Source organism: Nocardiopsis sp. LOL_012 (assembly GCF_048060475.1).
In the GTDB taxonomy this organism is placed as follows: Bacteria; Actinomycetota; Actinomycetes; order Streptosporangiales; family Streptosporangiaceae; genus Nocardiopsis.
Genome location: NZ_JBHMIV010000001.1, coordinates 141,218 through 165,521, shown reverse-complemented (window position 1 = coordinate 165,521; position 24,304 = coordinate 141,218). Strand labels below are relative to the sequence as shown.

Sequence of the window (24,304 nt, the reverse complement as noted above, 5' to 3'; positions counted from 1 at the left end):
TGATGCCGCAGGTCCGCCCCGTGACAAGCCGGTGGAGAGGCCCCCAAATCCGCTGGTACCGCGTACCCGACGGTTCGGACACGATAGGCTTTGCACCCGTGCGCGTCGGGCACGTCGGCCTCCCGCCGACCCTGCCCCCCCATCGTGTTCGGAACGGAACGCACGTCTACGTGGAAAAGAATGAGGTATGCCCTTTCGTAAACCCCGCGACAAGGGTGTGCGTCGAACCGGTGTGACGACAGAAACCATGGTGGCCGGAGCCGCCACGGCTCCGCTCTCCATGGAGTGGGACGCCGACCACGCGGTGACCGAGCTCTACCGGGAGCACTACCGCCCACTGGTCCGCCTCGCCTCCCTGCTCGTCCGGGACCACGCGACCGCCGAGGAAGTCGTGCAGGACTCCTTCGTGGCGATGCACGCCGCGTGGCGCCGTCTGCGCGACCCCAACAAGGCCCTGTCCTACCTCCGCCAGGCGGTGGTGAACAAGGCGCGGTCGGTACTGCGCCACCGGGCCGTCGTGGAGAAGCACGCACCCAAGGCACTGCCCGACGCCCCCAGCGCGGAGCACGGCGCCATGAACCTGCTGGAGCGCGAGGCCGTCATCAGGGCGCTGCGCAAGCTCCCCACCCGCCAACGGGAGGCGATCGTGCTCCGGTACTACGGTGACCTGTCCGAGGCACAGATCGCCAGCGCCATGGGTATCAGCAAGGGGGCGGTGAAGAGCCACACCTCGCGTGGCATCTCCGCCCTGCGCTCTGTTCTGGAGCAGACGACATGACCAGTCAGCCCGACCCCAGCGACGAGTTCGAGAACCGTCTCCGCGCGATCCTCGCGGCGGAGGCGGACTCGTGCCGACCCTCCGCCGAGGGACTGAACCTGATACGCGAACGCACCGAGCAGCGTCGAGTCACCGCGTGGTTCGGCCTGCCCTGGCTGCGGCCCGCGGCGGCCGTGGCGGGCGCGGTGATGATCGCCACCTCCGTCGTCCTCTCCACGCCCCAGGTCCGCGAGCAGGTACTGGAGATCGTGCCGGCGGGCGCCGACCGCGAGGGCACGACCGCCCCGCCCGAGTCCTCCGAGCCCGGCGTCGACGTCTCCGTTCCCAGCCCCGGCCCCGGGAACGGGGAACCCGAACCCTCGGCCGATCCCACGCGGTCCCCGTCCCCGGAACCCGCGCCCGGGCAGGAGAGCGCCCCGGGAGACGCTCCCGAGCCCGCTCCCGAAGCCTCCCCCACCTGCCCTCCCACCGGAACGGACACGCCCGCGGACCAGGACGGGGAGGGCGGTTCGGGCGGCGACGGCTGCCCCGCCTCCGAGGAGCCCTCGGACAGCGCCACCGACGGCGGATCGGACACTTCCACAGACGACGCGGAGGACCCCGTCGAAGGCGGTTCCGAGACCGGGCCGGCCACGGCGGGCACCCTCTCCGACGACGGCGCACGGTCGATCGCTCCCTGAGGCGGGGAGCCGACGTGCGGGGCGGACCGGCCGGTCCGCCCCGGCTACCAGCGGCCGGTGCGCGCCTGGAGGACCGACAGCGCCGCCACCCCGGCCGTGGAGGTCCTCAGGACGGTGGGCCCCAGGAGGGCCCGCACCGCCCCGGCCTCGGTGAAGGCGTCGAGTTCGGTGTCGGAGAAACCGCCCTCGGGGCCGACCACCAGCACGATCTCCGCGTTCCCGCCCTCGGGCAGGGCGATCTCGGCCAGCCGCCGAGCCCCGTCCTCGTGCAGGACGACGCCCAGGTCCGCCGCGGCCAGCAGGTCCGCCACCGCCCCGGTAGCGGCGGGGTCGGCGACCTCCGGCAGCCGCGCCCGCCGGGCCTGTTTGGCGGCCTCGCGGGCGGTGGCGCGCCACTTGTCCAGTGACTTGGCGGCCCGGGCGCCCTTCCAGCGGGTGACGCACCGCTGCGCCGCCCACGGCACGAGCGCGTCGACACCGGCCTCGGTCATCATCTCCACGGCCAACTCTCCGCGGTCGCCCTTGGGCAGGGCCTGGACGACCGTCAGGCGCGGCCTCGGGGCGGGCTCGTCCCGGCGCTCCTCGACCCGGCAGACGATCCGCTCCCCGTCGACGCCGGTCACGGTGCACCGGGCGCGGCGCCCGCGCCCGTCGGCCAGGTCGACGGTCTCGCCCTCGCGGATCCGGCGGACCACGGCGGCGTGTCGGCCCTCGGGGCCGGACACGACCACCTGGCCGGCGTCCAGTTCACCGGAGCCGACCAGGAAGAGGGCCGGTGTCACTTGGCGCTGAAGGCGTCGCGGATCTTGGCGAAGAACCCGCCGTGCCCGGGGCTGAACCGGCCCGGCGACTTGTCCTCACCCCGCAGTTCGGCGAACTTGCGCAGCAGGGCCTCCTGCTCCTCGTCCAGCTTGGAGGGGGTCTCCACGTCGACCCGGATGCGCAGGTCGCCCCGGCCGCCGCCGTCGAGGTGGTTGACGCCCTTGTTCGCCAGGGTGATCACGTGTCCGGAGTCGGTTCCCGGGCGCAGGTCGATGTTCTCGGTGCCGTCGAGGGTGTCGAAGGCGAACGAGGCGCCCAGCGCGGCGGCCGTCATGGGCACGGTCACCGTGCAGTGCAGGTCGTCGCCCCGGCGCTCGAACGTGGGGTGGGGCTTCTGGATGATCTCCAGGATGATGTCGCCGCGCGGTCCGCCGTTGGGGCCGACCTCGCCCTCGCCCGCGAGCTGGATACGGGTGCCGTCGTCGACACCGGCGGGGATCTTGACGGTCCGGGTAACCTTCTCGCGCACCCGGCCCTCGCCCGCGCAGTCGGCGCAGGGGTCGGTGATGACGGTGCCCTGCCCCGAGCACTGCGGGCAGGGGCGCGAGGTCATCACCTGACCGAGGAAGGAACGGGTGACCTGGGAGACCTCCCCCTGGCCGTGGCACATCTCACAGGTGGTGCGGTGCGAGCCGTGCGCCGTCCCCTCGCCCTGGCACGTCTCGCACAGGATCGCGGTGGGGAAGGTGATCTCCTTGCTGACCCCGAACGCGGTCTCGGCGAGGTCCAGTTCGACGCGGATCTTGATGCTGCGCCCGCGCCGGACCCGCTCGCGCGGCCCCCGGCCGCCGGGCTGTCCGCCGCCGAAGAACGCGTTCATGATGTCGTCGAAGGCGAAGCCACCCGCTCCGCCGAAACCGCCGGCCCCGCCGCCGCCCGGCGCGAAGGGGTCCTGGCCCATGTCGAACATCCGGCGCTTGTTCTCGTCGGAGAGGACCTCGTAGGCCTGGGTCACCTCCTTGAAGCGCTCCTGGGTGGCGGGGTCCGGGTTGATGTCCGGGTGCAGCTCGCGTGCGAGCCGCCGGTACGCCTTCTTGATCTCGTCCTTGGAGGCGTCGCGACGCACTCCGAGCACCTGGTAATAGTCTCTGGCCACTGAGTTACTGTCCTGCCAAAATCTGTCCGACATACCGAGCCACCGCGCGGACGGCTCCCATCGTCCCGGGGTAGTCCATCCGGGTGGGGCCCACCACGCCGATCTTGGCCAACGACTGGTTTCCCACGCCGTAGTCGGCCGATACGACGGAGGTGGACCGCAGTCCCTCATGGAAGTTCTCCGCGCCGATGCGGACCGTGAGCATCGACGGGTCCTTCGCCTCACCCAGCAAACGGATGAGGACCATGTTCTCTTCCAGTGCTTCCAGAATGTCCCGCAGGCTGGCCGCGAAGTCGACCGCGGCGAGGTTGGCGGTGCCGGCCAGGACGATCTTCTCCTCGTGCCGCTCCACGAGGCTCTCCAGCAGGACCGAGAGGACCGCGACGGCCATGTCGCGATGCTCCGGGTCGACCTGGGCGGGCAGGTCGCCCACCACGCGGGGGACGTCGTTGAGGAAGCGCCCGGCGGTGGCCCGGTTCAGCATGGAACGCAGGTCGTCGACGGCGCTCTCGCTGATGTCGCCCAACCCGTCGATGACGCGCTGCTCGACCCGGCCGGTGTCGGTGATCACGACCATCATCAGCCGCGGTCCGCCGAGGGGCACCAGTTCCACGTGCTGCACCGACGAACGGGTGAGGGACGGGTACTGGACGATCGCGACCTGGTGGGTGAGCTGGGCGAGCAGCCGCACCGTGCGGGTGACGATCTCGTCGAGGTCCACGGCTCCGGTGAGGAAGGACTCGATGGCCCTGCGCTCGGCGGCCGAGAGCGGCTTGACCGAGGAGAGCCGGTCGACGAAGAGCCGGTAGCCCTTGTCCGTGGGGACCCGTCCCGCGCTGGTGTGCGGCTGGGTGATGTAGCCGTCCTCCTCCAGGGCGACCATGTCGTTGCGGATGGTCGCGGGGGAGACACCGAGGGGGTGCCGCTCCGCGAGGGCCTTGGAGCCGACGGGCTCGTTGGTATTGACGAAGTCCTCGACGACGGCACGCAGGACCGCGAGCTTGCGCTCATCCAGCAACTCGCCACCTCCCTGGCACTCCGTGGTCCACAGTGCCAATTCTATGCCCGGCCGCAAACCCGCTCGGCGCCCCGCCGGTGGTCCGCACCGCGGGGGGACCCCTACCAGTACACTGCACGACCGTGTCCAACAAGGGAACCGACCGCTACGGCCGCGACGTACTGGCGGCCGGACCGCGGCCGAAGAGGAGAGAAGTCCGCGAGGTGCCCCTGAGCCGGGACCTGGTCGTGGAGACGGCCGAGGAGACCTTCTGCGGTGCCGTCGTCGCCTGGGACAAGGCGACCGTGACCCTGGAGGACCGGGCGGCGCGCCGCCGGGTGTTCGGCCTGGCCCCGGCCGCGTTCCTCATCGACGGGCGCCCCGTCACGCTGGTGCGCCCGGACGGCGCGTCCAGGGGGCCCCTGCGCAGCGCGTCGGGTTCGATCGCGGTGCGCGGCGCCCGTGCGCGGACCGCCAGGGAGAGCCGGATCTACGTCGAGGGCGCGCACGACGCGGAGCTGGTGGAGAAGGTCTGGGGCCACGACCTGCGCGTGGAGGGCGTGGCCGTCGAGTTCCTGGAGGGGGTCGACGACCTGCCCGCGATCGTGGCGGAGTTCGCGCCCGGCCCCGGCCGCCGCCTGGGGGTGCTGGTGGACCACCTCGTGCCCGGTTCCAAGGAGAGCCGGATCGCCGCGCGGGTCCGGGGCGGGGACGTGCTGGTGGCCGGGCACCCCTACGTGGACGTGTGGCAGGCGGTCCGCCCCCGCGCGGTGGGGATCGCGCGCTGGCCCGAGGTCCCGCGCGGCGTCCCCTGGAAGGAGGGGGTCGTGGACGCGCTCGGGTGGCGGATGGAGACGGGTGAGGCCTGGCGGCGCATCCTCGGTTCGGTCCGCTCCTACGCGGACCTGGAGCCCTCGCTGCTGGGGCGGGTGGAGGAGCTCATCGACTTCGTCACCGGACCGCACCCGGCCTAGGATCGCAGGGGGCGCGGGTGCCCGCCCGCGCCGTCGCCGGACCACGGCCCCATGGTCGTCGGTGTATCCCCTGACATCACACGCCCCACAGCAGCGGAGCGAAGGACAACATGAGCGAGACCCCGACGAACCCCCCGTTCCCGGAGAACCCGCAGGGCGGACCGCCGCCCGAGCAGGTCCAGGGGCCGCCCGCGAACGCCCCGTCCCCGTACGAGCCCGGGGCCGCCTCCCAACCGGGGCAGCCGCAGCAGTACGGTCCGGCCGTGCCACACGCCGACGCGGGCCCCCAGTCCGCGCCCCAGCCCTCCTACGCGCCGCAGCCCGATCCCGGGCAGCGGCCGGGACAGCCCGCGTTCGCTCCCCCGCAGGACGCCCAGGGGCGGCCCGTACCGCCGCAGCCCCCCTACGGCCACCCCGGCCAGCCGCGGTACGCCCCACAGCCGGGGCAGCCTCCGCAGGGCCCGCCGCAGCCCCAGGGGTGGGCGCCCCAGCCCCAGCAGCCCGGGTTCGCTCCGCAGGGCCCCGGCCCCGGCTTCCCTCCCGGCCCTCCGGCCGACTTCCCGGGCGGCCCCCAGGCCGCGCCTCCGCCCTACGGGCAGCCCGGCCCCTACGGGCAGCGGCAGCCGGGCGACGACGGCACCCTGGTGTCGATGCTCGCGCACCTGTCGGGCTTCGTGATCGCCTTCCTGGGGTGGATCCCGCCGCTGGCGATCTACCTCGCCAAGCGGAACCGATCCCCGGTCGTGCGCCATCACGCGTCGGAGGCGGCGAACTTCCAGCTCACCCTGCTGATCCCATACCTGTTCGCCTGTGTGGCCTTGATCGGTCTGGGTATCTTCTTCCCAGAGCTGTCCTGGGTGGGATCCCTGTTCATCGCCCTGATCTGGGTGGTGGCGATCGTCTTCGGGGTCCTGGGCGCCTCCGGCGCCAACAGGGGAACGTGGTACCGCTACCCGGTGAGCATCCGACTCCTGAAGTAGCACCCCGGCCCGGGGCCGAGCGGAACCGGACACGGAGGGGGCACCCCATGGCCTACCCCAACACACCGCCTCCCGAGGACCCCGACGACCGGGGCCGGCGGCGGCCCGGCCCCGAGCCCGGCAACGGGTCCGCTGCCGGCGGACCGCCGCCGGAGCCGGGTCCCGGCTACGAGCCGCCGCCCGGCGGGTACGCGCCGGGCACCCCGCCGCAGGGCGGGTACGCGCCGGGCGGGCCCGAACCCTCGTCGGCGACCTCAGGACAGCCGAACGCGTCGGAGCGGCAGATGGGCATGATCGCCCACCTGGGCGGCGGGCTGGCCGGGTTCTTCTTCTCCGGGTTCGGCTGGGTCGTCCCGCTGATCGTCTACCTGGTGAAGCGGGACGAGTCCCCGTTCGTCCGCGACCAGTCCGCGCAGGCGCTCAACTTCCAGATCCTGGTCACCATCGGCATCGTGGTGTCGTGGGTACTGGCGTTCGTGCTGATCGGCCTGCTGACGTGGGCGGTCGTGGCCATCGTCTGCCTGGTCATGGGCATCCTCGGCGGGGTGGCGGCCAACCGGGGCGAGTGGTACCGGTATCCGTTCAACGTCAACTGGGTCAAGTAGGACATCTGCCCCTTTCGCCCACCTGTAGGCTTCCCTCGACAGGGACTTCCCTCGTCGGCGGCGCCGTGGAACCGTCCCTGCCCCTGTTCCGGTCCCGGACGCCACGGAAAGTTCGGCGTGCGGCCGCTTGTGACGCGGACCGCATGGAACCGATTCACGGTGCGCGTGCGTCTGCTCTGGCAGGCACCCCACCGGACGCCCCCAACCGTCCATACGAAGGAATGCGCATGGCCTACCCCAACACACCCCCGCCCGAGGACCCCTACAACCAGGGCCAGCAGCCGGGCTACCAGCAGGGAACCGGCGGATACGACGCCCAGAGCGGCGGCTACCCCCCGCCTCCCGCGGGCGGCTACCCGCAGCAGGGCCAGCCCCAGCCGGGCTACGGCCCCCAGCAGGGCCAGCCCGGTTACGGCCCGCAGCCCGGCTACGGGCCCCAGCAGGGCGGCTCCGACGACCGGCAGATGGCCTTCTTCGCCCACCTGGGCGGCGGCATCCTCGGCTTCATCGTTCCCTTGATCGTCTACCTGGTGAAGAAGGACCAGTCCCCGTGGGTCCGCCAGGAGTCGGCGGCGGCGCTGAACTTCCAGCTCCTCCTGCTCATCGGGTACATGATCTCCAGTGTGCTGTCGATCATCTTCATCGGCGTCCTGCTCTGGGCGGGGCTCTTCGTCTTCTCGCTCATCTGCGGTATCCAGCGCGGCGTGGCGGTGAACCGGGGCGAGCAGGCCAAGCCCTACCCGTTCAACGTCGACTGGGTGAAGTAGGCACGCGTACGCGCGATCGGGGGCCCGGCCGAGTGCCGGGCCTTCGTCGTGTCCGCCCTCAGGTGAGGTCGCGGACCACGGCGTCGGCGAGCAGACGGCCCCGCAGGGTGAGCACGGCGCGGCCTTCGGCGTGGGCGGCGGGGTCGAGCAGCCCTTCGGCCACCGCCCGCTCGGCCGCCGCGCGGCCGGACCCCTCCAGCAGGTCCAGCGGGCAGCCCCCGGCCACGCGGATCTCCAGCAGGACGCGCTCGAACCGGCGCTCGTCGGCGGTGAGGACCTCGCGCGCCTGTCCCGGGCTCTGGCCCCGCGCCAGCTTGGCGGCGTGGGCGGCGGGGTGCTTGACGTTCCACCAGCGGGTGCCGCCCACGTGGCTGTGGGCGCCCGGTCCGACCCCCCACCAGTGGCCGCCGGCCCAGTACAGGAGGTTGTGGCGGCTGCGTGCCGCGTCGCCGCGGGCCCAGTTGGACACCTCGTAGGCGGTGAGCCCCGCCCCGGTGAGTGCCCGGTCGGCCATGAGGTAGCGGTCGGCCATGGTGTCGCCGTCGGGTTCGACCAGTTCACCCCTGCGGACACGGGCGGCCAGGCGGGTGCCCTCCTCCACGATCAGCGAGTAGGCCGAGACGTGGTCGACTCCGGCGGCCACCGCCGCCTCAAGGGAGGCGGCCCAGTCGTCGTCGCTCTCTCCCGGGGTGCCGTAGATGAGGTCGAGGTTGACGTGCTCGAACCCGGCGGCGCGGGCCCACTCCACGCACCGCTCCGGACGCCCCGGGGTGTGTCCGCGCTCCAGGACGCGCAGCACGTGCGGGCGGGCGCTCTGCATGCCGAAGGACACGCGGGTGAACCCGGCCTCGCGCAGTCGCGCCAGGTCGTCGGGGCCGACGGTCTCGGGGTTGGCCTCGGTGGTGATCTCGGCGTCGGCGGTCAGACCGAACCGGTCACCGATCGCGGCGACGATCCGCCCCAGGTCCTCGGCGGGCAGCAGGGTGGGCGTACCGCCGCCGACGAAGACGGTGCTCACGGGCGGGCGCTCCCCCGTCAGGACCCGGTCGGCGAGGACCACCTCACCGATGGCCTGGTCGGCGTAGGTCTCGCGGGAGGCGGTGGCCGTTCCGTCGCGCGAGAGGAGTTCGTCGGCCGTGTAGGTGTTGAAGTCGCAGTAGCCGCACCGCGTGACGCAGAAGGGCACGTGGACATAGAAGCCGAGGGGCCGGTCGCCGAGTTCGGCGAGAGAGGCGGCGGGCAGCTCCCCGGTCGTGGGGACCGGGTCGCCGCCGAGGTCGACGGAAGGCATGCACCCAGTGTCACCGACGGGTCGGCGTGCCTCGGACGGGGCCGTCCGCGCCTCAGCCGCCGGCGGCGGCCCTCCCCTGTACCACGACGGCCGTCGCTTCGGGGACCGCGCGGCCGGGGGCGACGGCGGTGGAGCCGCGCACGATGAGTTCGGGGTCGAAGACGTACTCGGTGCGGGAGACGGTGTGCCCGGAGATCTCGTCGCACAGGGCGCGCACGGCTGCCAGGGCCATGGCGTTGACCGGCTGGCGCACGGTGGTCAGCGGCGGATCGGTGAACGCGATGAGCTGGGAGTCGTCGTAGCCCACCACGGAGAAGTCCTGCGGGACCCGCAGGCCGCGCTGGCGCGCGGCGCGGACAGCGCCCAGGGCCATCATGTCGGAGCCGCACACCATGGCGGTGACGCCGCGCTCGATGAGGGCGCACGCGGCGGCGTGGCCGCCCTCCACCCCGAAGAGCGACAGTTCCACGAGGTTCTCGCCGTCGAGCCCGTGGCGGGCCAGGGCCTCTCGGTACCCCTCGATCCTGCGCCGGACCGGGACGTAGCGCTCCGGTCCACTGGTGAGGCCGATCCGGGTGTGCCCGAGGGCAACGAGGTGGTCGACGGCCAGGCGCCCGGCCTCGCGGTCGTCACAGGAGATGAAGGCGGCGTCGACGGCGTCGGCGAAGCCGTTGACGAGCACGATCGGCAGGCGCCGGGAGATCAGGGTGCGGTAGCGGTCGTGGGGGGCGGTGGTGTCGGCGTGGCGCCCGGAGACGAAGAGGATGCCGGAGACGTTGCGCTCCAGCAGCAGCTCCACGTACTCGTCCTCGGTGATCCCGCCCGGGGCCTGGGTGCACAGGACCGGGGTGAAGCCGCGCTGTGCCAGGGCACCCTCGGCGGCCTGGGCGAACATCGGGAAGACGGGGTTGCCGAGTTCGGGGATGACCATCCCGACGAGCCCTGCGGAGCGCTGCCGCAGCCGTGCGGGCCGCTCGTAGCCGAGGACGTCGAGTGCCGTCAGGACGGCCTTGCGCGTGTCGCCGCCGACCCCGGCTTTGTCGTTGAGCACGCGCGAGACCGTCGCTTCGCTGACGCCTGCGTACCGCGCGATGTCGGCAAGTCGTGGACCCATGGGGCAACTCTAGCCGAAATCGCTGACACAGAGATGCAAGAAGAAGGTAATCTTGCGCAAGAGATTTCACATGCTTGACGGAAGGAACCCCTGCATGAAGCCCCGGGAGCACTGGTGGCGTGAGGCCGCCATCTACCAGATCTACGTACGCAGCTTCGCCGACTCCAACGGCGACGGGGAGGGCGACCTCGCCGGTATCCGCGAGCGCCTCCCCCACCTCCTGGAGCTCGGCGTCGACGCGATCTGGCTGACCCCCTTCTACGTCTCCCCCCTGGCCGACGGGGGCTACGACGTGGCCGACTACCGCGACGTCGACCCGCGCTTCGGCACGCTGGAGGACTTCGACGCCCTCCTGGAGTCCGCGCACGCCTCGGGCATCCGCGTGATCATCGACATCGTGCCCAACCACACCTCGTCGGCGCACCGGTGGTTCCGCGAGGCCGTCGCCGCCGAACCGGGCTCCCCCGAGCGCGCCCGCTACCTGTTCCGCGACGGCGGCGGCCCGCACGGGGAGGAGCCGCCCAACAACTGGAACTCGATCTTCGGCGGCCCGGCGTGGACGCGCCTGAAGCGTCCCGACGGCACCCCCGAGCAGTGGTACCTGCACCTGTTCGACGCCGAGCAGCCCGACCTGGACTGGACCAACCCGGAGGTGCACGAGGAGTTCGACGACGTCCTGCGCTTCTGGCTGGAGCGCGGCGTGGACGGGTTCCGGATCGACGTGGCGCACGGGATGGTCAAGGACGAAGCGCTGCCGGATCTGCCCGAGGGCGCCCAGGCGGGCCTCCTCGACGGCGACACCTCGCTGCCCTACTTCGACCAGGACGGCGTGCACGACATCTACCGCCGATGGCGTGCGCTCGTCGAGGAGTACCCGGGCGGCCGGGCGCTGGTCGCCGAGGCGTGGGTGGAGGACGCCGAGCGGGTCGCCCGCTACCTGCGCCCGGACGAGCTGCACCAGGCGTTCAACTTCGAGTACCTGACCTCGCCCTGGGACCCGGCCCGCCTGCGGGAGGTGATCGACCGGTCCCTGTCCGCCAACGGCGCGGTGGGCGCCGCCACCACGTGGGTGCTGTCCAACCACGACATCCACCGCCACGTCACCCGCTTCGGCGGGGGCGAGCAGGGGCTGCGCCGGGCGCGCGCCGCGACACTGCTGATGCTGGCGCTGCCGGGTTCGGTCTACCTGTACCAGGGCGAGGAACTGGGGCTGCCGGAGGTCACCGACCTGCCCGAGGACGCGCTCCAGGACCCGACCTGGGAGCGCTCGGGCCGCACCGACCGCGGGCGGGACGGCTGCCGCGTGCCGCTCCCCTGGGAGCGGGGGCCGGAGCCGTGCGGTTTCGGTCCGGAGGGGTCCGAGCCGTGGCTGCCGGTCCCCGAGGGCTGGGGCGAGCTCTCGCGGGCCGCCCAGAAGGGGGTGCCGGGCTCGACGCTGGAGCTGTACACGGCCGCCCTAGGGACGCGCCGTGAGCTGGAGGCGCTCGGCGACGGGACGATGACCTGGCTGGACGCTCCCGAGGGCGTACTGCACTTCGAGCGCGAACCCGGTTTCCGGTGCGCGGTCAACCTGCGGCGGGAGCCGGTGGAGATCGGGGCCGAGGGCACGGTGCTCCTGAGCAGCGTCCCGGTGGACGCCCCTGCGGAGGGCTCCCTCACGCTGCCCGCCGACACCACGGTGTGGCTGAGCGTGTAGGCACCACGTCCAGGAGACGCGTCCGGGTCCGAGGACACCGGACCGCTTCTGGGCGTTTCCGTATCTTTACCATCGAGTTTCGCAAGACCTTTCAAAGCCTGCAATTAATTGCTAATGTCACACCACCGCGCACACTGACGACGGCCGGGGGGCGTCCCGTGTGCGCACCCCACCCATCTGCCTCCCGGAAGGACTCCCCTATGAGACTCCGTACAGCATCGGCGCTCGCCGGTATCACCGCGGTCGCCCTGGCGGCGACCGCCTGCGGCGGCGAGGGCACCGGCGACAGCGGCGGCGAGGCGGCCGCCGGCACCCTCGTCATCTGGACCGACCCCGAGCGGGCCGACGCGGTGGAGCAGTCCGCCGCCGCGTTCGCCGAGACCAACGGCATCGACGTCAGCGTCAACGCCGTGGCCTTCGAGGACATGCAGGGCGACGTGCTCAACGCCTACCAGGCGGGCAACGCGCCGGACGTCTTCATCGGAGCGCACGACTGGACCGGCAACCTGGTGCGCAACGGCGCGGTACAGCCGATCGAGCTCCCCCAGGACCGGGCCGACCTGCTCGACCCCACCTCCCTGGAGGCGATGACCTACGACGGCCAGCTCTTCGGCGTTCCGTACTCGCAGGAGAACATCTTCCTCATGCGCAACACGGAGCTGGCGCCGGAGGCACCGCGGACCTTCGAGGAGCTCGTGGAGACCGGCAGCGCGCTCAAGGAGGACGGCGAGGTCAGCGAGGTCCTGTCCATGGCGGTCGGCCAGGAGGGCGACCCCTACCGGATGAACGCCCTGTTCACCTCCGCCGGCGGCTACCTGTTCGGGCAAGACGACACCGGGACCTGGGACCCCGCCGACCTCGGCGTGGACACCGAGGCCTCGGTCGCGGCCATGGAGAGGATCGCCGAGTACGGTGAGGCCGGCGAGGGCGTGCTGCGCCGCTCCATCACCACGGAGAACGACGCCGCGCTGTTCTTCGACGGGGAGACCGCGTTCTTCGTCGCCGGGCCCTGGAACATCGCCGACGCCGACGCCTCCGGAGTCGACTACGCGATCAGCCCCATCCCCGGGTTCGAGGACGGCGGCCCCGCCAGCCCCTACATCGGCTACCAGTCCTTCTTCGTCACCGAGGGCAGCGCCAACACCGCACTCGCCGAGGAGTTCGTGACCAACTACGTCACCGACACCGACTTCATCCTGGACCTGTACGCGGCCGACCCGCGCACCCCGGTCCAGGCCGAGGCGCTGGAGACCGTCTCCGCCGACGACCCGAACATCGGCGCGATCGCCGAGGCCGGCGCCGAGGGCATGCCGATGCCCTCCATCCCGGAGATGGGCGAGACCTGGCAGCCGCTGGGCGTGGCCCAGGCCGAGATCATCGGCGGTACCGACCCCGCCGAGGCCATGGAGTCCGCGGCCGTGACGATCTCCGACCAGATCGGCGAGTAGTCGTGGCGGCCTCCGAACACGACAGCGCGGGCGCCCCCACCGGGGCGCCCGCCCGTCCACCCCTCCCGGGAGGGCGCTTCGCACCCGGGACCTCGCTGACCGCCCAAGTCGTCAAGATCGGCCTGCTGGGCCTGTTCACCGCCCTGGGCGTGTGGGCCGTGCTCCCGCTCTACCTCGCGGGCAACTGGCTCGGCCTGGCCGTGGCGGTCGGCGTGGTGGCGCTCGTCTACTACGTCTACCTCTCCAAACGCACCGTCCCAGCGAAGTACCTGCTCCCCGGAGTGCTGTTCCTCGTCGCCTTCCAGATCCTGCCGGTGCTCTACACGATGAGCACCTCGGTCACCAACATGAGCGACGGCCACCGCGTCGACAAGCGGCAGGCGATCGCCTCCATCGAGTCCCTGTCCGTGACCCGCGCCCCCGACTCGGAGGAGTACACCCTCACCGTCGCCACCACGGGCGACCCGGAGACCGGCTCGCTGGTGTTCCTGCTCACCGGCCCCGAGGGCCGGACCTACGCGGGAGACGAGGAGGGGCTCGACCCGCTCCCCACGGCCACCGTGAACGCATCGGGCAGGATCACCGGGGCCTTCGGCTACACGGTCCTCACCCCGGCGCAGGTCAACGCGCGCAGCGCGGAACTGGAGGAGTTCGCCGTCCCCACGGGTAACGGCGCCGGCATCCGCTCCAGCGGGCTGTCCACGGCCTTCGAGGGGACCGCGGTCCGCTCCTACGACGCCTCGTGCGACTGCGTCACCGACACGGAGACCGGAACCGTGTACACCGCCGACGACGAGCGCGGCGCCTTCTACGGCCCCGAGGGCGACCGGCTCCCGCAGGGCTGGAAGGTCAACGTCGGCTTCGACAACTTCGCCCGGTTCCTGTTCGACCCGACCTTCGCGTCGTCGTTCTTCGGCATCCTGGCGTGGAACATCGCCTTCGCCGTCGCCGTGACCGGCCTGGTGTTCGTGGTCGGCCTGGCCGTGGCGATGACCCTGCACGTGCCGAGGATGCGTGGCAAGGCGCTGTACCGGATCCTGGTGGTCCTGCCCTACGCCATGAGCTCGCTGGCCATGTACCTGTTGTGGCGGGACATGTTCAACACCGACTTCGGCCTGATCAACCGGATGCTCGGGCTCCAGATCGACTGGTTCGGCGACGCCTGGAGCGCGCGGGCCGCGGTCATCCTCGCCAACGTGTGGCTGGGCTACCCCTACATGTTCCTCGTGGCCACCGGGGCCCTCCAGGCCGTCCCGCGCGAGCTCTCCCAGGCGGCACAGATCGACGGGGCGGGCCGCTGGCAGGCCTTCCGACACGTGACGCTGCCGCTGCTCATGGTCGCTATGAGCCCGATCCTGGTCGCCACGTTCGCGTTCAACTTCAACAACTTCAACGCGGTGTGGCTGCTGACCCGCGGCGGTCCGCTATCGGCGGAGAACTCCACCGCCGGGGCCACCGACCTGCTCATCACCTACACCTACCGGCTGGCCTTCAACGAGGCGACCGCCCAGTACGGATACGCCGCGGCCCTGTCGGTGATGATCTTCGTCATCGTCTCGCTCATCTCCGTGGTGAGCCTGCGGCGGAGCAAGGCCCTGATGGAGGTGGACCGATGACGGCGTACACCGTCGACCCGGCGGCGACCCGCTACCGGCGTACCGCGGCGACCAGGTTCGCGCTGTGGGCCGCCCGCCTGGGCTGGCGCCACGCGTTCATGTGGGTGGTCGCGGTCTTCGCGGTCTTCCCCGTACTGTTCGTGGTCTCGGCAGCGCTCAACCCGCTGGGCACGCTGAGCAGCGCCCAACTGTGGCCCACGGGGGCGAGCGCCGACAACGCGCTGGACCTGTTCCGGAACACGCCCTTCACCACGTGGTACGCCAACTCGCTGTTCTTCGCGCTCGCCAACGCGGCCGTGACGGTCCTGCTGTCGGCGCTGGCGGCCTACGCCTTCAGCCGGATGCGGTTCCGCGGGCGCAGGGTGGGGCTCGTCGGCCTGCTGGTCATCCAGATGTTCCCGCAGTTCCTCGCGATCGTCGCCCTGTACCTGATGTTCTCCTCCATCGGCGAGTACCGGCCGGAACTGGGCTTCGACACCCGCTGGGGGCTGCTGCTGGTGTACCTGGGCGGTGCGCTGAGCATCAACACGTGGCTGATGAAGGGCTTCTTCGACACCGTGCCCAAGGAGCTGGACGAGTCCGCGCAGATGGATGGGGCCACGCACGCGCAGGTGTTCTTCCGCATCATGCTTCCCCTGGTCACCCCGGTCCTGGCGATCGTCGGGCTACTGGTGTTCATCAACACCGTCAACGAGTTCCTGCTGGCGAGTGTGTTCCTGCGCGACACCGACGCCAAGACGCTCGGGCTGGGCCTGTACCAACTGGTCGCCTCGCAGCGCAACGCCAACTTCGGGATGTTCTCTGTGGGGGCGATCATGCTGTCCCTGCCGACCCTGATGGTGTTCTGGTTCCTCCAGCGCTACATCACCGAGGGCCTGACCTCGGGGGCCGTGAAGGGGTAGGACGCCGACACCGTTCCACGGCTGAGGGGCGTCCGCGCGCGGACGCCCCTCAGCCGTGCGGCTACTTCTTCTTCTTGTCCTTGTCGTCGCCGCCCCCGTCGGTGGACAGCGCCGAGATGAAGGCCTCCTGGGGGACCTCCACTCGGCCCACCATCTTCATGCGCTTCTTGCCCTCCTTCTGCTTCTCCAGCAGCTTGCGCTTACGGCTGATGTCACCGCCGTAGCACTTGGAGAGCACGTCCTTGCGGATGGCGCGGATGTTCTCGCGCGCGATCACGCGGGCACCGATGGCGGCCTGGATCGGGACCTCGAACTGCTGGCGGGGGATGAGCTCGCGCAGCTTCTTGGTCATCTCCACGCCGTAGGCGTAGGCCTTCTCCTTGTGGACGATCGCCGAGAAGGCGTCCACGGCCTCGCCCTGGAGGAGGATGTCCACCTTGACCAGGTCGGCCTCCTGCTCGCCGGTGGGCTCGTAGTCCAGGGAGGCGTAGCCCTTGGTGCGGGACTTGAGGGCGTCGAAGAAGTCGAACACGATCTCGGCCATGGGCAGCGTGTAGCGCATCTCCACACGGTCCTCGGACAGGTAGTCCATGCCGTGGAGCTCACCGCGGCGGTCCTGGCACAGCTCCATGATCTGCCCGATGTAGTCGGCGGGGCTGAGCAGTGTCGCCTTGACCATGGGCTCGTGGATCGCGTCGATCTTGCCCGCGGGGAACTCGCTGGGGTTGGTCACCACGTGCTCGGTGCCGTCCTCCATCCGCACCTGGTAGATGACGTTGGGCGCGGTGGAGATGAGGTCGAGGTTGAACTCACGCTCCAGGCGGGCCCGGGTGATCTCCAGGTGGAGCAGGCCGAGGAAGCCGCAGCGGAAGCCGAAGCCCAGGGCCGCGGAGGTCTCCGGTTCGAACGCGAGGGAGGCGTCGTTGAGCTGGAGCTTCTCCAGCGCGTCGCGCAGCACGGGGTAGTCGGTGCCGTCGATCGGGTACAGGCCGGAGAAGACCATCGGCATGGGGTCGTGGTACCCGGCGAGCATGGTTTCGGCGGGCCGGTTCAGGGCGGTGATGGTGTCACCCACCTTGGACTGGCGCACGTCCTTGACCCCGGTGATGATGTAGCCGACCTCGCCCACGCCCAGGCCGTCGCACTTCTTGGGCTCGGGCGAGCTGACCCCGATCTCCAGGATCTCGTGGGAGGCCCGGGTCGACATCATCTGGATGCGCTCGCGCGGCCCGAGGCGGCCGTCCACCACGCGCACGTAGGTGACCACGCCGCGGTAGGTGTCGTAGACCGAGTCGAAGATCATGGCGCGCGCCGGGGCATCGGCGTCGCCGACCGGGGCCGGGATGCGCACGACGATCTCGTTGAGCAGGTCCTCCACGCCCTCACCGGTCTTGGCGCTGACCTTGAGCACGTCGGAGGGCTCACAGCCGATGATGCCGGCGAGCTCCTCGGCGTACTTCTCCGGCTGGGCCGCCGGGAGGTCGATCTTGTTGAGCACCGGGATGATGGTGAGGTCGTTCTCCAGCGCCATGTACAGGTTGGCGAGGGTCTGCGCCTCGATGCCCTGCGCGGCGTCCACCAGCAGGATCGCGCCCTCGCACGCGGCCAGGGAGCGCGACACCTCGTAGGTGAAGTCGACGTGGCCAGGGGTGTCGATGAGGTCGAGCGTGTAGGTGCTGTCGTCCAGGGCGGTGAAGGGGATGCGCACCGCCTGCGACTTGATGGTGATGCCGCGCTCGCGCTCGATGTCCATGCGGTCCAGGTACTGGGCGCGCATCTGGCGGTCCTCGACGACACCGGTGATCTGGAGCATCCGGTCGGCCAGCGTCGACTTGCCATGGTCGATGTGCGCGATGATGCAGAAGTTGCGGATCAGCGCGGGATCGGTCCAGTTCGGCTGCTTCGACTGTGCCACCGTGCTCCGTTCAGGTTTCGGGTCCGGGTTGCGGGCGGGTTCTCGGCCCCGCCCCGCCGCGGCTCGGGCCGACGGCAGCGTCCATCATCCCACGGCCGGGACGGCGCCCTCTCCGTGGACGGCCGCGGCGCGTGCGACAGTATGGGGCGCGGGTCCGGGACCGGCTCCAGGCTATGCGACGCGCGGGCGGCGGCGTGCCTCGGGAGCGCGGCGGACCCCCGTGTGCTCGTCCGAGGGGGGAACCGTCCGTTGAAGTGGCTGATGACCCGGGTGCTGGCCGGGGTGGCGGCGGTCGTGGCCGTGCTGGTGGGGGCGGGGGCGCTCCTGGGCTTCCAGGCCGCGGGGCGGCCCGCCGAGTGGGCGGTGTCGCAGGGGTCGGACGCGGCGTGGGTGGGCTCGTGGGAGGACACCGGCCCACTGGCGGCGGTTCTGGACACCGGTGGTGTGGACACGGTGTACGTGCACGCCGGGGACATCGCCGCCGACGGATCCGTCGAACGGGTGCCCGACACCGGAGCCCTACTGTCGTGGCTGGCGCGGGGATACCCGGACGTGCGGGCGCTGGCGTGGCTGCGGCACCAGGTGACGGGTTCGTCGCTGCTGCGGGACCGGTTCGACGCCGACGCCCGTGAGGTACTGGCCTCGGAGGCGCCCGCGGTCGCCGCGGACGGGTTCGACGGGCTGCACCTGGAGATCAGGCCGGTGACGGTCAACGATCCGTCCCTTCCCGAACTGGTGGGCATGGTGGACGAGGGGCTGGGCGAGGAGGCGGTGCTGTCGGTACAGGCCCAGCACGTCGAACTGGTGCCCGGTGCGCGCGTGCCGTCGTTCGTGTTCGGCCGCGAGGAGAAGTACTGGTCCAAGGGGTACCTGGACCGGGTGACCGGGCACGCGGACGAGGTCGTGCTGCCGGGCGTGGACTCGGGGATGCCGATGGGCCTGCTGTACGAGGGGTTCATGGTACGCCAGGCGACCGAGGGGGTGTCGGCGCTCGCCCACCGGGAGGGGGTCGCCGTGCGCTTCGGCCTGCCCGCCTACAGGAGCGGCCGGTGGGGGCCCGGCGCCGCCTCCGAGTCCCTGGAGACCGCGCTGTCCGGTGTCCGTCTGGGGCTGACGCGTGCCGAGCCCCCGGAGGGGATGGTCCTGGGGGTGGCGCTCTACCTCGCGGACGAGACCCGCGACGACGACCTGGCGGCCTACACCTCGGAGTGGCTCTCCCCGTAGATCGCCGGTGGGAGGACGAGCAGGCCCTGGAGACCGCTGCGAGGGCCGGGCGGACGAGCCGCACTGGCACGGAGCCCGCCGCCCTGTGCCGTGACCGCAGTGGCCCGGAGCGGTTGCACGAAGTGGTCCGGCGGGTGCGGCATACTGGGAGTCCGTGTCTCGGACTGTCCACGTTCGAATCTGAGCCCTTGCTCACACACCCTGCGCCGGCGTCCATGCCGGCCGCCCGCGGAACGGCTGCCCGCGGGCGGGGCCGCCTGTCCGGCCGGCGCGATGACCAAGATCAACTGGAGCACGTTTTCGCATGGCGAACATCAAGTCGCAGAAGAAGCGCATTCGGCAGAACGAGAAGGCCCGTGTCCGGAACCAGGCGGTGCGCTCTTCGCTGAAGACCGCCATCCGCAGGTTCCGCGAGGCCGCCGAGTCCGGGAACGTGGAGCAGGCCGTCGTCGCGCAGCGCACCGCCGCTCGCGCACTGGACAAGGCGCACAGCAAGGGCGTCATCCACAAGAACCAGGCCGCGAACCGCAAGAGCGCGATCGCCAAGCGCCTGCACCAGCTCCAGTCCGCCTCCTGACGGACGGACCGGTGCGGCCCGGTCCGGCGTGCTCCACGCCGGACCGGGCCTTTCGTGTTCCACGGGGCGGGGCCCCCACGCCTGACCGCGGGGTGCTCGGCTCCGGGCACGGTCCGGAGCGGTGAGCGCCCGGCCGGGTCGCGGCCGGAGCAGCCGGTTCCGGCCGCCGGGGCGGATCCTCCGGACGGGGCCGCCCGGCGTCGCGGGACCGGGCCGGAGTTATCCACAGATCGAAACCGGGTGCTGACACGGTGTACGCGTCTTCCTACCGTGGTGGTCATGAGCCTTCAGCGCCGCGCGCGGCGCCACCCCTCGGCACCCGACCCGTGCGAGCGGCTGCGCGCCCTCGCACCGAGCCCTTCCCCACCGCCGTCCGGTCCCGCACCGCCGGGGCCGGAGGGCCTCCCGCCGCTGCCGGAGGCCCCGTACGCGGTGGCCGCACCATCCGGCGAGCCGCTCTCCGAGGACGCGGACCGTCCGGGGCGGTCCGCCGCCACGGACCGGGGCGGACCCGGGGACAGTGCCCCGGAACGCCCGCCCTCGGGGTACGAGGAGTTCACCCCGGACCCGCCGCTCCTTGAGCGGATCTCCCGGCGCTGGTCGGCCCACGCCACCCTGAGCAGGCGGTCCGTCCTCGTCCTGGCCGTCCTGGGGCTGCTCGCCGCGGGAGCCGCCCTGATGGCCCTGCGCGAGGGGCCCGAGCCGGTGGCCGCGCAAGTGGTGGCCCAGGGTTCGCCGGTGCCGAGCGAGGCCGGGACGGGCGCCGGCGACGGCAGCGGAGCCGCGCCGGAGGAGGATCTCGTGGTCCATGTGGGCGGGGAGGTCGCCGATCCGGGCCTGTACACCCTGGAGCCCGGCTCCCGGGTGGCCGACGCCGTGGAGGCCGCCGGCGGCGCGCTGCCCGAGGCCGACACCGACACCGTCAACCTCGCCCGGCCGCTGGCCGACGGCGAACGGATCCTGGTGGGCGTTCCGGGCGTCGAGGCCGGGACCGCCGGTGCGGGGCCGCCGGTGGACATCAACCTCGCCGACGCGGGAACCCTGCAGACACTGCCCAGGATCGGCGAGGTCATCGCCCGGGAGATCGTCGCCCACCGGGAGGCCCACGGCCCCTTCCCCAGCGTCGACGCGCTGACCGGTGTGAGCGGCATCGGGGAGCGGACCCTGGAGACCCTGCGCCCCCACATCACGGCGGGGTGAGCGGTGACCGCCTGGCTCGGCACGGACGCCCTCGGACTGGACCGGCCGCGCGACCTGAGACTGCTGGTTCCGGCCGTGGCGACCTGGCTCACGGCACTGGGGGCCGTACAGGTCCAGCCGTGGGCCGCGTGGGTGTTCGCGGCCGCCGCCGGGTGCGGCGCGGCGGCGCTGCTGTACACGCGCGGGCACCTCGCCCTCACCGTCGCGGCGGTGCTGGTGTGCTCCGCCACGGTGGCCGCCGTGGCGGGTGTGCACGTACACCGGGCGACCGGCGGCGTCACGGCACGGGCCGCCGCGCAGGAGCGGACGGCGGAGTTCCAGGCGGAGGTGGTGGAGACCGCACGGGCCCGGGCCGGGACAGCGCGCCCCGGCCGGGCGGAGTGGGTGCTGCGGGCGCGGACCTCCCGGGTCCGGGAGGACGGCCGAACGCACGCCGCCCACGCTGAGGTCGTGCTCCTGGCCTCGGGCGAGGGGTGGCGGGCGCTGCTGCCCGGGCAGTCGTTCCGGGCCCGGGGCGTCTTCCTGCCCGCCGAGGACGACCCGCTGACCTCGGCGCTCGTCCTGGTCCGCGGGCCGCCCCGGGAGACCGGTCCTCCCAGCGGGCTCCAGACCTTCGCCGAACGGGTGCGCTCCGGCCTGCGGGAGGCCGCTTCAGGGCTCCCCCAGCCCGAGCGCGGCCTCTTGCCCGCCCTGGTGGTGGGCGACGTGTCGGAGGTGCCGGAGGGGACCACCGAGGACTTCCGGGCGACCGGGATGACCCACCTCTTGACCGTGTCCGGGGCCAATCTCGCCGTTTTGACGGGGCTGGTCCTGGGGCTGGCGCGCTGGACCGGTGCCCCCACGTGGTGCGCGGTGGCGGGCGGCGCGCTGATGATCTGGCTGTTCGTCCTGGTGTGCCGCCCAGAGCCGAGTGTGATCCGCGCCGCGTTCATGGGGTCGCTGGGGCTGCTGGCCCTGGCCGCCGGGCGTCCGCACGCGGCCCTGGGCGCGCTGGGCGCCACCGTGATCGGGGTGCTGTTCGTCGCGCCGGGACTGGCGGCCTCCTTCGGTTTCGCCCTGTCGGTGCTGGCCACCGGCGGCATCCTGCTGCTGGTGCCCTCCTGGTCGGCGGCCTGGGCCCGACGCATGCCCGTGGCGGTGGCCGAGGCGCTGGCGGTGGCGGTGGCGGCACAGGTGGCGGTCGCGCCCGTACTGGTGCTGCTCTCGGGCGAGGTGTCGTGGGTGGCGGTCCCCGCCAACGTCCTGGCCGCCCCGGTCGTGGCCCTGGTCACCGTGGCCGGATTCGGCGTCACGGCCCTGGCCTGGTTCTGGCCGACCGGGGCGGCGGTGGCGGCGTATCCGCCCGGGTGGGGGGTGGCATGGCTCGCCCAGGTGGCGCACACGGGGGCCCTGGTGCCGCACGGCGCGGTGCCGTGGCGGGCCGACGCCACGGGCGCCCTCCTGCTGGCCGCCCTTCTGCTTGTCCTCGTCGTCGCGCGCGGCCGGGTCCGTCTCTGGCTGGCGGCGGCCGTGGCGGTGGTGCTGCTCGCTGCCACGGCCGTCCGGTGCGTCCCGGACGGATGGCCGCCGCCGCGGTGGGCCTTCGCCGCCTGCGACGTGGGGCAGGGCAGCGCGTTCGTGCTGTCGGCGGGTCCCGGTGCGGCCGTGGTGTACGACACCGGGGAGGAGCCCGAGGCGGTCGACGGCTGCCTGGACCGCCTCGGGGTGCGGGAGGTTCCGCTGCTGGTGCTCAGCCACGACCACGCCGACCACGTGGACGGGGTGGCGGGCGTACTGCGGCACCGCCGGGTCGGCCCGGCCCTGGCCCCGCCGGGGTTCGCCGCCACGCCCACCGGCCGGGACCTGGTACGGGCCGGAGTGGAGCTGGTGGAGGCCGGGCGCGGCCAGGCCCTGAGTGCGGGCGCGTGGCGGCTGCGGGTGCTGTGGCCGCCGCCCGCCTACACCGGTTCGGTCAACGATCGGTCCCTGGTGGTGCGGGCGGACCGCGGAGCGCTGTCGGTCCTGCTGACCGGGGACGTGGAGGAGGACGCGCAGGGGCGGCTGCTCGCCGGAGCGGACTCCGGCCTGCTGCCGGTGACCGTCCTGGCCGTTCCGCACCACGGTGCGGGAACGCAGGACCCGGCCTTCCTGGAGGCGACCGCGCCCGCGGTGACGGCCACCTCGGTGGGCGTCGGCAACCGGCACGGCCACCCGGCCCCGCACACGTGGCGGCTGCTGGAGCGGATCGGGCGGGTCAACCTGCGCACCGACCGCGACGGGGACGTGGCGGTGGTCCACGGAGGCGGGGCGGTCCGGGCTGTGGCCCGGGGTCCCTCTCCCGGCCGGTGAGCGCCGACCGCGCCCCGCCGGTCGGTGGGACATGGCATCCTCGGGTTATGCCTGCACCCGCTCTCGTCACCCTCATCGTCGGCACCGAGGAGCTCCTCGTCGACCGCGCCGTGGCGGCGGCCGTCGCGGAGGTCCGCGGGTCCGACCCCGACGTGGACGTCCACGACCTCATGCCCGCCCAGGTGGGGCCGTCCACTCTGGTCGAGGCCACCTCGCCCTCGCTGTTCGGCGACCGGCGCGTGGTGGTGCTGCGTTCGGCTCAGGACCTGGTCAAGGACCTGGCGGCGACCGTCGTCGACTACCTGAAGGCTCCGGCCGACGACGTGCACATGGTCATCGCGCACGCGGGCGGGGCCAAGGGCAAGGTGCTGCTCCAGGCCGCGCAGAAGGCGGGTGCGCGGCGGGTGGACTGCAAGGGGCCGACGAAGGGCCCCGAACGGGTGGCGTTCGTCAGGGGGGAGTTCTCCGGCGCGGGTCGGCAGATCACCGCGGACGCCGCGCAGGCGCTGGTGGACGCGGTGGGGACCGACCTTCGGGAGATCGCTGCGGCCTGCACCCAGTTGGTCGCCGACACCGAGGGGCGGGTGGACGCCGCGGCCGTGGCCCGCTACCACTCGGGGAAGGCCGAGGCGTCGGGGTTCTCCGTCGCGGACCACGCGATCGAGGGCAGGATCGCCGAGGCGCTCGAACAGTTGCGCTGGTCCCTGGCGGTGGGGACCGCCCCGGTGCTGATCAACAGCGCGCTCGCCGGTGCGGTGCGGGGGGTCGCCGCGGCGGGTCGGCCCCCGAAGGGCATCGGTGAGGCGGACCTGGCCAAGCAGTTGAGGATACCGCCGTGGAAGATGCGCAGCCTGCGGCAGCAGGCTCGGGGCTGGAGCCCCGCCGGGCTCGCCCGGGCGATGGGTGTGGTGGCCGAGACCGACGCGCTGATCAAGGGTGCCGGGCGCGACCCCGAGTACGCGCTGGAGCGCGCGGTCATCGAGATCGCCCGCGCCCGCGGCGTCCGCGGATAGCCCTTGCCGCTGGGCAGGGCCCCAACGCGCCCGTCCGACCGACAGGTGATGGTGAGGGAGAGGCCTGCGGCCGGAAGCCGTCCGTTGAGGGTGGTGGTGGGTGACGGGCAGGCAAGAACCGCGCCGCCAGGCGTCGATTGAGGGTGGTGGTGGGTGACGAGCAGGCAAGAACCGCGCCGCCAGGCGTCGATTGAGGGTGGTGGTGGGTGACGGGCGGGAGCGTCCGGCCGACAGGCCACGGCCGGAAGCAGGGCGAGGGCGCCGCCGGTGTCTGCAGGAGG

21 protein-coding genes are annotated in these 24,304 nt (G+C 72.4%); 15 read left to right on the top strand and 6 right to left on the bottom strand.

Translation table 11 applies throughout. The features are described from left to right. Nucleotides 1–247 precede the first annotated feature (247 nt). Nucleotides 248–778, top strand: coding sequence for a SigE family RNA polymerase sigma factor (locus ACFHWE_RS00685; RefSeq protein WP_416598687.1), 531 nt, complete (start codon nt 248–250; stop codon nt 776–778). Continuing rightward, nucleotides 775–1,458 carry a hypothetical protein gene (locus tag ACFHWE_RS00680; RefSeq protein WP_416598556.1) on the top strand — a complete coding sequence of 228 codons (684 nt, stop codon included), beginning with the start codon at nt 775–777 and terminating at the stop codon, nt 1,456–1,458. Before ACFHWE_RS00685 ends, ACFHWE_RS00680 begins: the two co-directional genes overlap by 4 nt. Before the next feature lie 44 nt (nt 1,459–1,502). On the opposite strand, the gene ACFHWE_RS00675 is transcribed toward ACFHWE_RS00680, so the two are convergent. The 3 genes from ACFHWE_RS00675 to hrcA are packed head-to-tail and all read right to left on the bottom strand — an operon-like array spanning nt 1,503 to nt 4,394. Next, nucleotides 1,503–2,240, bottom strand: a complete 738-nt coding sequence (locus ACFHWE_RS00675) for a 16S rRNA (uracil(1498)-N(3))-methyltransferase (RefSeq protein WP_416598555.1) — start codon at nt 2,238–2,240, stop codon at nt 1,503–1,505. Continuing rightward, nucleotides 2,237–3,376 (bottom strand): molecular chaperone DnaJ, encoded by a 1,140-nt coding sequence (gene dnaJ / locus ACFHWE_RS00670; protein ID WP_416598554.1) that lies wholly within the window; start codon nt 3,374–3,376, stop codon nt 2,237–2,239. The genes ACFHWE_RS00675 and dnaJ overlap by 4 nt, the downstream gene beginning before the upstream one ends. A gap of 4 nt (nt 3,377–3,380) precedes the next feature. After that, the gene (gene hrcA, locus ACFHWE_RS00665) at nt 3,381–4,394 is read right to left on the bottom strand and encodes a heat-inducible transcriptional repressor HrcA (protein WP_028647221.1); all 1,014 of its coding nucleotides are present in this window, start codon (nt 4,392–4,394) and stop codon (nt 3,381–3,383) included. Between the two features lie 122 nt (nt 4,395–4,516). On the opposite strand from hrcA, the gene ACFHWE_RS00660 reads away from it, so the two are divergent. From ACFHWE_RS00660 to ACFHWE_RS00645, 4 genes are all read left to right on the top strand, one after another. Next, the gene (locus tag ACFHWE_RS00660; protein WP_416598553.1) at nt 4,517–5,347 is read left to right on the top strand and encodes a DUF3097 domain-containing protein; all 831 of its coding nucleotides are present in this window, start codon (nt 4,517–4,519) and stop codon (nt 5,345–5,347) included. Nucleotides 5,348–5,457: 110 nt separating this feature from the next. After that, nucleotides 5,458–6,327, top strand: a complete 870-nt coding sequence (locus tag ACFHWE_RS00655; RefSeq protein WP_416598552.1) for a DUF4870 domain-containing protein — start codon at nt 5,458–5,460, stop codon at nt 6,325–6,327. 47 nt (nt 6,328–6,374) lie between these two features. Beyond that, nucleotides 6,375–6,932 carry a DUF4870 domain-containing protein gene (locus ACFHWE_RS00650; RefSeq protein WP_416598551.1) on the top strand — a complete coding sequence of 186 codons (558 nt, stop codon included), beginning with the start codon at nt 6,375–6,377 and terminating at the stop codon, nt 6,930–6,932. A 227-nt stretch (nt 6,933–7,159) separates the two neighbouring features. Further along, entirely contained in the window at nt 7,160–7,699 is a 540-nt protein-coding gene (locus tag ACFHWE_RS00645; RefSeq protein WP_416598550.1) for a DUF4870 domain-containing protein, read from the top strand. 58 nt (nt 7,700–7,757) lie between these two features. On the opposite strand, the gene hemW is transcribed toward ACFHWE_RS00645, so the two are convergent. Together hemW and ACFHWE_RS00635 are read right to left on the bottom strand one after the other, a co-directional pair. Further along, nucleotides 7,758–8,990: a radical SAM family heme chaperone HemW gene (gene hemW, locus ACFHWE_RS00640; RefSeq protein ID WP_416598549.1), complete on the bottom strand. Its 1,233-nt coding sequence runs from the start codon at nt 8,988–8,990 to the stop codon at nt 7,758–7,760. Between the two features lie 52 nt (nt 8,991–9,042). Beyond that, a complete protein-coding gene (locus ACFHWE_RS00635; protein WP_416598548.1) occupies nt 9,043–10,104 on the bottom strand; it encodes a LacI family DNA-binding transcriptional regulator in 1,062 nt (353 codons plus the stop codon). 94 nt (nt 10,105–10,198) lie between these two features. Between ACFHWE_RS00635 and ACFHWE_RS00630 the strand changes: the two genes are divergently transcribed. The 4 genes from ACFHWE_RS00630 (at nt 10,199) to ACFHWE_RS00615 (ending at nt 15,766) form a co-directional block, all read left to right on the top strand. Continuing rightward, complete coding sequence (locus ACFHWE_RS00630; protein ID WP_416598547.1) at nt 10,199–11,800, top strand: glycoside hydrolase family 13 protein; 1,602 nt, start codon at nt 10,199–10,201, stop codon at nt 11,798–11,800. 200 nt (nt 11,801–12,000) lie between these two features. Beyond that, a complete protein-coding gene (locus tag ACFHWE_RS00625) occupies nt 12,001–13,248 on the top strand; it encodes a sugar ABC transporter substrate-binding protein (protein ID WP_416598546.1) in 1,248 nt (415 codons plus the stop codon). A 2-nt stretch (nt 13,249–13,250) separates the two neighbouring features. Next, complete coding sequence (locus ACFHWE_RS00620; RefSeq protein ID WP_416598545.1) at nt 13,251–14,864, top strand: ABC transporter permease subunit; 1,614 nt, start codon at nt 13,251–13,253, stop codon at nt 14,862–14,864. After that, nucleotides 14,861–15,766, top strand: a complete 906-nt coding sequence (locus ACFHWE_RS00615) for a sugar ABC transporter permease (protein ID WP_416598544.1) — start codon at nt 14,861–14,863, stop codon at nt 15,764–15,766. The genes ACFHWE_RS00620 and ACFHWE_RS00615 overlap by 4 nt, the downstream gene beginning before the upstream one ends. 61 nt (nt 15,767–15,827) lie before the next feature. Here ACFHWE_RS00615 and lepA read toward each other — a convergent pair whose 3' ends face one another. Beyond that, a complete protein-coding gene (gene lepA / locus ACFHWE_RS00610) occupies nt 15,828–17,681 on the bottom strand; it encodes a translation elongation factor 4 (protein ID WP_416598543.1) in 1,854 nt (617 codons plus the stop codon). A gap of 249 nt (nt 17,682–17,930) precedes the next feature. On the opposite strand from lepA, the gene ACFHWE_RS00605 reads away from it, so the two are divergent. The 5 genes from ACFHWE_RS00605 to holA all read left to right on the top strand — a co-directional run bounded on the left by ACFHWE_RS00605 (nt 17,931) and on the right by holA (nt 24,023). Continuing rightward, nucleotides 17,931–18,905, top strand: coding sequence for a hypothetical protein (locus tag ACFHWE_RS00605; RefSeq protein ID WP_416598542.1), 975 nt, complete (start codon nt 17,931–17,933; stop codon nt 18,903–18,905). 304 nt (nt 18,906–19,209) lie between these two features. After that, a complete protein-coding gene (gene rpsT / locus ACFHWE_RS00600) occupies nt 19,210–19,482 on the top strand; it encodes a 30S ribosomal protein S20 (RefSeq protein WP_416598541.1) in 273 nt (90 codons plus the stop codon). A gap of 279 nt (nt 19,483–19,761) precedes the next feature. Continuing rightward, nucleotides 19,762–20,682, top strand: a complete 921-nt coding sequence (locus ACFHWE_RS00595) for a helix-hairpin-helix domain-containing protein (protein ID WP_416598540.1) — start codon at nt 19,762–19,764, stop codon at nt 20,680–20,682. Nucleotides 20,683–20,685: 3 nt separating this feature from the next. After that, nucleotides 20,686–23,010, top strand: a complete 2,325-nt coding sequence (locus ACFHWE_RS00590) for a ComEC/Rec2 family competence protein (protein ID WP_416598539.1) — start codon at nt 20,686–20,688, stop codon at nt 23,008–23,010. Nucleotides 23,011–23,057: 47 nt separating this feature from the next. After that, nucleotides 23,058–24,023 carry a DNA polymerase III subunit delta gene (holA, locus tag ACFHWE_RS00585; protein WP_416598538.1) on the top strand — a complete coding sequence of 322 codons (966 nt, stop codon included), beginning with the start codon at nt 23,058–23,060 and terminating at the stop codon, nt 24,021–24,023. Nucleotides 24,024–24,304: the final 281 nt, after the last annotated feature.